Genomic DNA, 7,864 nt, shown 5'->3' on the forward strand with positions numbered 1-7,864 from the left:
TCGTGCTGTCCGGCGCCGGCATCGCCGGGCGCGGCGCGCTGCGCGCGGCGACGGCGGTGGCGGCACTGGCCGCCGGCACGGTGCAGGCGCGGGCCATCCTCGCGCGCCTCGAAGCCGCCGCCATCGTCGGCTTCGGCGGCTATCCCTGCGTCGCGCCGGTGCTGGCGGCGCGGCTGCTGCGCCGCCGCCCGGCGGTGATCCTGCACGAGCAGAACGCCGTGCTCGGCCGCGCCAACCGCATGCTGTCGCGCGGCGCCGACCTGCTGGCACTGAGCCATGCCGGCACCACGCGCGTCCCCGCGGGCCTGCGCATGCTGGTCACCGGCAATCCCGTGCGGCCCGCCATCATGGCGCTCGCGGGGCACGACTACGCGGCGCCGGCGGACGAGATCAGGCTGCTGGTCCTCGGCGGCTCGCTCGGCGCGCGCGTGTTCAGCGACGTCGTGCCGCCGGCGCTGGCCGCGTTGCCGCAGGACGTGCGGGCACGCCTGCGGGTCACCCAGCAATGCCGGGCGGAGGATCTGGACCGCGTGCGCGCGGCCTATGCCGCCAGCGGCATCGCGGCCGCGCTCGCGCCGTTCTTCGCCGATGTCGCGGCGCTGCTGGCGCAGGCGCATCTGGTGATCGCCCGCGCCGGCGCCTCCACCGTGGCGGAACTGGGCGTCGTCGGCCGGCCCGCCATCCTGGTGCCGCTGCCCGGCGCCATCGACGACCACCAGACTGCCAATGCGCGCGCGCTGACCGGGTCCGGCGGCGCCTGGGCGATCGCGCAGCGCGGCTTCACGCCGCCCGCCCTGGCCGACGTGCTGGAGCAGCTTCTCGCCGCACCGGAGCGCCTGGTGGCCGCGGCCAAGGCCGCCGCAAGCTGCGGCGAGGCCCACGCAGCGGCACGGCTGGCCGACGCCGTCGAACAGGAGCTGGCGCGGCGCCGGCACCATCACATGACACAGGAGAGCATCCCATGAGGGCCTTGCCGCTCTCCATCGGCACCATCCATTTCGTGGGTATCGGCGGCATCGGCATGTCCGGCATCGCCGAGGTGCTGCACAATCTCGGCTATTCCGTGCAGGGCAGCGACATTTCCGACAGCGCCAATGTCCGGCGCCTGCGCGAGGCCGGCATTCCCGTCGCCGTCGGCCATGCCAGCGAGAATCTTGGCCAGAGCCAGGTGGTGGTGGTGTCCACCGCCGTGAAGCCGGACAACCCGGAGGTCCAGGCCGCCCGGGCGCGGCTGATCCCGGTGGTGCGCCGCGCCGAAATGCTGGCCGAGCTGATGCGCCTGCGCTGGGCCATCGCGGTCGGCGGCACGCACGGCAAGACCACCACCACGAGCCTGATCGCCGCGGTGCTCGAAACCGCGCGCATGGACCCGACCGTGATCAACGGCGGCATCATCAACGCCTACGGCACCAATACGCGCCTGGGCGCCGGCGACTGGATGGTGGTGGAGGCCGACGAGAGCGACGGCAGCTTCCTGCGCCTGCCCGCGACCATCGCCGTGGTCACCAACATGGACCCCGAGCATCTGGACCACTGGGGCTCCGGCGAGGCGATGACGGCAGGCTATCACCAGTTCGTCCAGAACATCCCGTTCTACGGCTTCGCGGTGCTGTGCGTGGACCATCCGGCGGTGCAGCAGATGATCCCGCATCTCGCCGACCGCCGCGTCATCACCTACGGCTTCAGCCCGCAGGCGGATGTGCGGGCCGAGCGGGTGCTGGCGGACAAGATGGGCGCGACGTTCGAGGTGACCGTCGCCGACCGCCTGCGCGGGCGCAGCCGCAAGATGGGGCCGTTCCGCCTGCCGATGCTGGGCCAGCACAACGTGCAGAACGCGCTGGCGGCGGTTGCCATCGGCATGGAGATGGAGATCGACGACGCCACCCTGCGCAGCGCTTTCGCCGCCTTCCGCGGGGTCAAGCGTCGCTTCACCAAGACCGGCGAGACCGGCGGCATCACGGTGATCGACGATTACGGCCACCACCCCGTGGAAATCGCGGCGGTGCTGAAGGCCGCTCGCCAGGCCGGCGCGCGCAACGTGGTGGCGGTGGTGCAGCCGCATCGGTACTCCCGCCTCGCCTCGCTGTTCGAGGAGTTCTGCACCTGCATGAACGACGCCGGCACGGTGATCGTGGCCGACGTCTATGCGGCCGGCGAGCAGCCGATCCAGGGCGTCACCCGCGACGCGCTGGTGGAGGGGCTGCGCGCCCGCGGCCACCGCAGCGTGGTGCCCCTCCCCGGCCCCGAGCATCTGGCGGAAATGATCCATGCCATCGCCCGCCCCGGCGACTTCGTGGTCTGCCTGGGTGCGGGGAACATCACCCAATGGGCCGCGGCGCTGCCGGCGCAGCTGGCGGAGCTGCAGGCCGGGCAGGCCCGACGCCTGGGCGGTGCCGCATGATGCCCGCCGGGAAGATCCCGCATCTGATCGCCCAGGTTCCGCCGGTGCGCGGCCGCATGCAGGCCGACGCGCTGCTGGCGCCCACCACCTGGTTCCGCGTCGGCGGCCCGGCCGAGGTGCTGGTGCGTCCGGCCGATGTCGATGATCTCTGCGCTTTCCTCAAGGCGCTGCCGCTGGAAATTCCCGTCGTCGCCATCGGCGCCGCGTCCAACCTGATCGTGCGCGACGGCGGCGTGCATGGCGTGGTGATCCGCCTCGCGCGCGGCTTCAACGCCATCACGGCGGAAGCGGGCGGCGTCGTCGCCGGGGCCGCCGCGCTGGACATGACCGTGGCCGAGCATGCCGCGGCGGCGGGGCTCGCGGGGCTGGAGTTCCTGTCCGGCATTCCCGGAACGATCGGCGGCGCGGTCGCCATGAATGCCGGCGCCTATGGCGGCGATGTGGCGGGCACGCTCGACTGGACCGAGGTGGTGACGCGCTCGGGCGAGCTCGTGCGCCTGACCACGGCGCAGCTGGCCTTCGCCTATCGTCACGCATCGCTGCCGCCGGGCGGCATCGTGGTGCGCGCGCGCTTTCGCGCGGGGCGCGGCGATCCCGCCGTCATCGCGGCCCGCATGGCGGAGATCCGTGCCTCGCGCGAATCCACCCAGCCGGTGCGGGCGCGCACCGGCGGCTCCACCTTCCGCAATCCGCCGAACATGAAGGCATGGGAACTGATCGATGCCGCCGGCTGTCGCGGCCTCGCCCGCGGCGCCGCCCAGGTGTCCGAGAAGCACTGCAACTTCCTGCTCAACACCGGCGGCGCGACGGCGGCCGACATCGAGGGCCTGGGCGAGGAAGTCCGCCGCCGCGTGCACGCGATGAGCGGCGTGTCGCTCGATTGGGAGATCCGCCGCATCGGCATTCCCGCGGCCCGGCCGGAGGTGGTGGCATGACGCGCGTCGCGGTCCTCTACGGCGGCATCTCCGCCGAACGCGACGTCAGCCTGTCCTCCGGGCGCCAGGTTGTCGCCGCCCTGCGCACGGCCGGCTACGACGTGACGCCGGTGGAGGTCGGCGACGACCTGCGTGCCGTGATCGCCGCGCTCGATCCGAAGCCTGATGTCGTGTTCAACGCGCTGCACGGCCGCTTCGGCGAGGACGGCGCGATCCAGGGCGTGCTGGATTGGCTGGACATTCCCTACACCCATTCCGGCGTGCGCGCGTCGGCGCTCGCCATGGACAAGGCTGCGGCCAAGGCGGTGTTCCAGGCGGCGGGCCTGCCGGTGCCGCGCGGCCGCATCGTCGACATCGCCGAACTGGAGCACGCCGATCCGCTGCCGCTGCCTTACGTGGTCAAGCCGGTGAACGAGGGCTCGTCGGTCGGCGTCGAGATCATGCGCACCGGCGACAACCGCCGCGCCGCCGTTGCCGCCGGCTGGAGCTACGGCGCCCAGGCGTTGGTGGAGGAGTACGTTCCCGGCCGCGAACTGACCGTGGGCGTGATGGGCGATCGCGCGCTGGCGGTGACGGAAATCGCCTCCGAGCACGTCTTCTACGACTACGAAGCGAAATACGCCGATGGCGGCTCGCATCATGTCGTTCCGGCCGGCGTTCATCCCGATATCTATGCCCGCGCGCTGGATGTGGCACTGGCGGCGCATCGCGCGCTCGGCTGCCGCGGCGCCACGCGCTCGGATTTCCGCTACGACGACACCGCGGGCGAGCCCGGCCGGCTGGTGCTGCTGGAAGTGAACACCCAGCCCGGGCTCACGCCCACCTCGCTGCTGCCGGAACAGGCGGCGCATCTCGGCATGTCGTTCCCGCAGCTTTGCGCGTGGATGGTGGAGAACGCCGCATGTCGCGCGTGAAGCACGCCCCCGCGCCCATGCGCATGCAGGACCGGCCCGGCCGGTGGAAGCTGATCTGGCGGCGCCAGCGGCAGATGCTGCGCCCGGCGCTTGCCGGCAGCGCGCTCATCGCGGCGTTCCTGCTGGTGGGCGGCCTGGTGCACACGCTGGGCGACGGCGCGGATTTCCGCGAGCGCATGGGCAACGCCACCGCAAGCTTCGGCCTGCGCATCCAGACCATCGTGATCGAGGGCCGCAACAAGACGCCCGAGCCGCTGGTGCGCGCGGCCCTGGGGGTGCGCAGCGGCGACCCGATCCTGACCTTCTCGGTGGCCGACGCGCGCGCCCGGCTGGAGACGATCAACTGGGTGCAGTCCGCCACCGTGGAGCGCCGCTTGCCCGGCACCATCCTGGTGCAGCTCACCGAGCGCCGCCCGTTCGCGGTCTGGCAGCACGAAGGCAAGTTCGCGCTGATCGACCGCGACGGCGACATGGTCACCGACAGCGACGTCGCCGCCTTCGCCGGCCAGTTGCCGCTGGTGGTGGGCATCGGCGCGCCGAAGGCGGCCGCCTTCCTGCTCGACGCGCTGGCGGCGCAGCCCGACCTGCAGGCGCGCACGGTGGCGGCGGTGCGGGTGGGCGAGCGGCGCTGGAACCTGCGCATGAACAACGGCACCGACATCCTGCTGCCCGAAGGCGCGGAAGTGCAGGCGCTGGCCAGGCTGGTCGAGCTGCAGGCAAGCCACGCCCTGCTGGACCGCCCGCTGCAGGCGGTCGATCTGCGCCTGCCAGACCGCCTGGTGGTGCGCCCGCTGCCCGATCCGTCCCGCAACGCTTCCGGACCCGCAAGGAAACCGACGTGAACGACCTGTCGCGCCGCATCCTGACGCCGCCCGATGAGCCCGCCGAGCCCACACGGGCACGACCGCGCCACACGGGGCCATTCGGCGTTCTGGATATCGGCACGACAAAGATCGCCTGCGTCATCGGCCGCGTGGAATCCGACGGCAGCATCCGCGTCATCGGCTTCGGCTGGCAGAAGGGCCGTGGCGTGCGCGGCGGCGGCATCCTCGACATCGAGGAAGCCGAGCGCGCCATCCGCGCCGCCGTCGGCCAGGCCGAGGAGGAAGCCGGCACGCGGCTGCGCGCCGTCACCGTGAACCTCTCGGCGGGCCAGCCGGAAAGCCGGCTGTTCAACGTGCAGTGGCCGGTGGGCGGCCGCGCCGTCACCGAGCAGGACATCCGCCGCGTGCTGAGCGAAGGCCGCGCGCGCGCCGCTTCGGAAAACCGCAGCATCATCCACGCTTTGCCGCTCGCGTTCGCCGCCGACGACGCCCAGGGTGTGATCGATCCGCGTGGCCTGCACTGCGAAACGCTCGTCGCACGCCTGCATGTGGTTGACGCGGTCACGACGGCCCTGCGCAGTTTGGATGCGTGTCTGGCCCGTTGCGACCTGGAGATTGCCGAGCTTGTGTCTGCGCCGATGGCGGCGGGCATGGCGACGCTCGTCGAGGACGAGCGACTGCTGGGCGCGACCGTGCTCGACATGGGCGGCGGCACCACCGGCATGGCGGTGTTCGCCGAGGGCCAGTTGCTGCACACCGCACAGCTTCCGGTCGGCGGCGCGCATGTGACCAACGACATCGCCCGCGTGCTGTCGACTCCGGTGGCCCATGCCGAGCGGCTGAAGACGCTGTACGGCAGCGCGCAGAGCAGCCCGGACGACGAGCGCGAGATGCTGCCCGTGCCGCTGGTCGGCGAGGAGGAGCACCAGATCGCCAAGGTTCCCCGCAGCATGGTGGTGAACATCATCAAGCCGCGGCTCGAGGAAACCTTCGAGATGGTGAAGGAACGGCTGGAGGGCTCGGGCCTCGCGCGCGCGGCCGGGCATCGCGTGGTGCTGACCGGCGGCGCCAGCCAGCTTTCCGGCGCGCGCGACATGGCGCACCGCGTGCTCGGCCGCCAGGTGCGCGCCGGCCGCCCCGCGCCGCTGCGCGGCCTGCCCGACAGCGCTTCCGGCCCTGCCTTCGCCACCGCCGTGGGCCTGCTGGCCTGGACCGCCGGCGAAGGGCGGACGCTGCACGATCTCGATCTGGACGCCGAACGGCCAAGCGGGCTGCTGCGCCGCTTCGTCAATTTTCTTCGTGAGCGCGTGTGATGCGGATGCGAATCGGCCGCGCGCAGTACAACTTCGAATTCCTGGGGAGGTGAGCCCGATATGACCCTGAACCTGACTGTCACACCGCAACTCCATACCGATTTCACGCCCCGGATCACCGTGATCGGCGTTGGCGGCGGCGGCACCAACGCCGTCGACAACATGATCGCGATGAACCTGCAGGGTGTGGAGTTCGTGGTTGCGAACACCGATGCGCAGCAGCTGGTGCATTCCCGCGCCGACCGCCGCATCCAGCTCGGCCCGCACATCACCCAGGGCCTGGGCGCCGGCGCGAAGCCGGAGATCGGCCGCGCCGCCGCGGAAGAAGCGGCCGACGAGCTGTACCGCCACCTCGATGGCGCGCACATGGTGTTCATCACCGCCGGCATGGGCGGCGGCACCGGCACCGGCGCCGCCCCGGTGATCGCGCGCATGGCCCGCGAGCGCAACATCCTGACCGTCGGCGTGGTGACCAAGCCGTTCACCTTCGAAGGCAACCGCCGCGCCCGCGCCGCCGAGGAAGGCATCGCCGAGTTGCAGCAGTTCGTCGACACGCTGATCGTGATTCCCAACCAGAACCTGTTCCGCCTTGCCAACGAGCGGACCGGCTGGAAGGAGGCCTTCAAGATGGCCGACAACGTCCTCTACATGGGCGTGCGCGGCGTCACCGACCTGATGGTCGCCCCCGGCATGGTCAATCTCGACTTCGCCGACATCCGCACCGTGATGGCGGAGATGGGCAAGGCGATGATGGGCACCGGCGAGGCCGAGGGCGAGAATCGCGCCATCCGCGCCGCCGAGTCGGCGATCAGCAACCCGCTGCTGGAAGACACCTGCATGGCCGGCGCGCGCGGCCTGCTGATCAACATCACCGGCGGCGAGGACATGACGCTGTTCGAGGTCGATCAGGCCGCCAACCGCATCCGCGAGGAAGTGGACGAGGAAGCCAACATCATCTTCGGCTCGGCCGTCGACGAGAACCTGGAAGGCAAGATCCGCGTCTCCGTGGTCGCCACCGGCATCGAGTCGCCGGAGCAGAGGGCGGCCGAGAAGCCGCGGCTGGTGGCAGTCGGCGGCGGCGGCGTGCAGGCGGTGGCGTCGCAGGGCGTGCCGCCCCAGGGCATGCCGCAGGCCGCTGCTGCATCGCAGCCGACGGTGCTGCGCCCCAGCCAGCCCACGGGCGCGCTGGCGCAGCGTGCGCCGCTGCCGCCGCAGCCGGCCCAGCGGCCGATGCCGCAGGGAATGACGGCGCCGCTGTCGCAGGCGCAGCATGCGCCGGTGCAGCCGCTGCACCCGGCCCACCGGCCCGCGCCGGTGCCGGACACCGAGGCGGCGCAGATGTCGGCCGCCCCCGGCCATGGCTACGATGCCGAGCTGGAGGAGCAGTCGTCCGGGCCGCGACAGATCCCGGCGCATCTGCAGCAGCCGGGGCGCCCGCAGCGGCCGCGCCCGGCGGCACGCGCCGGCAGCGGCCTGG

General features: G+C 72.2%; 7 protein-coding genes. All 7 read left to right on the plus strand.

Annotated elements, in window-relative coordinates; all coding sequences use genetic code 11:
* Positions 1–965, plus strand: a 965-nt coding sequence (locus OL599_RS25480; RefSeq protein WP_264716874.1) for a UDP-N-acetylglucosamine--N-acetylmuramyl-(pentapeptide) pyrophosphoryl-undecaprenol N-acetylglucosamine transferase, incomplete at its 5' end; no start/stop codon positions are given.
* Entirely contained in the window at positions 962–2,401 is a 1,440-nt protein-coding gene (gene murC, locus OL599_RS25485; RefSeq protein ID WP_264716875.1) for a UDP-N-acetylmuramate--L-alanine ligase, read from the plus strand. The genes OL599_RS25480 and murC, both read left to right, overlap by 4 nt.
* Positions 2,398–3,336, plus strand: a complete 939-nt coding sequence (murB, locus tag OL599_RS25490) for a UDP-N-acetylmuramate dehydrogenase (protein ID WP_408887001.1) — start codon at positions 2,398–2,400, stop codon at positions 3,334–3,336. Before murC ends, murB begins: the two co-directional genes overlap by 4 nt.
* The gene (locus OL599_RS25495; RefSeq protein ID WP_264716876.1) at positions 3,333–4,250 is read left to right on the plus strand and encodes a D-alanine--D-alanine ligase; all 918 of its coding nucleotides are present in this window, start codon (positions 3,333–3,335) and stop codon (positions 4,248–4,250) included. The genes murB and OL599_RS25495 overlap by 4 nt, the downstream gene beginning before the upstream one ends.
* Entirely contained in the window at positions 4,238–5,092 is an 855-nt protein-coding gene (locus OL599_RS25500; RefSeq protein ID WP_264716877.1) for a cell division protein FtsQ/DivIB, read from the plus strand. The genes OL599_RS25495 and OL599_RS25500 overlap by 13 nt, the downstream gene beginning before the upstream one ends.
* The gene (gene ftsA / locus OL599_RS25505; RefSeq protein ID WP_264716878.1) at positions 5,089–6,387 is read left to right on the plus strand and encodes a cell division protein FtsA; all 1,299 of its coding nucleotides are present in this window, start codon (positions 5,089–5,091) and stop codon (positions 6,385–6,387) included. The genes OL599_RS25500 and ftsA overlap by 4 nt, the downstream gene beginning before the upstream one ends.
* Before the next feature lie 60 nt (positions 6,388–6,447).
* The coding region (ftsZ, locus tag OL599_RS25510; protein WP_264716880.1) for a cell division protein FtsZ at positions 6,448–7,864 on the plus strand (1,417 nt) is incomplete at its 3' end.

Source organism: Limobrevibacterium gyesilva (assembly GCF_025989185.1).
Classification (GTDB): domain Bacteria; phylum Pseudomonadota; class Alphaproteobacteria; order Acetobacterales; family Acetobacteraceae; genus Limobrevibacterium; species Limobrevibacterium gyesilva.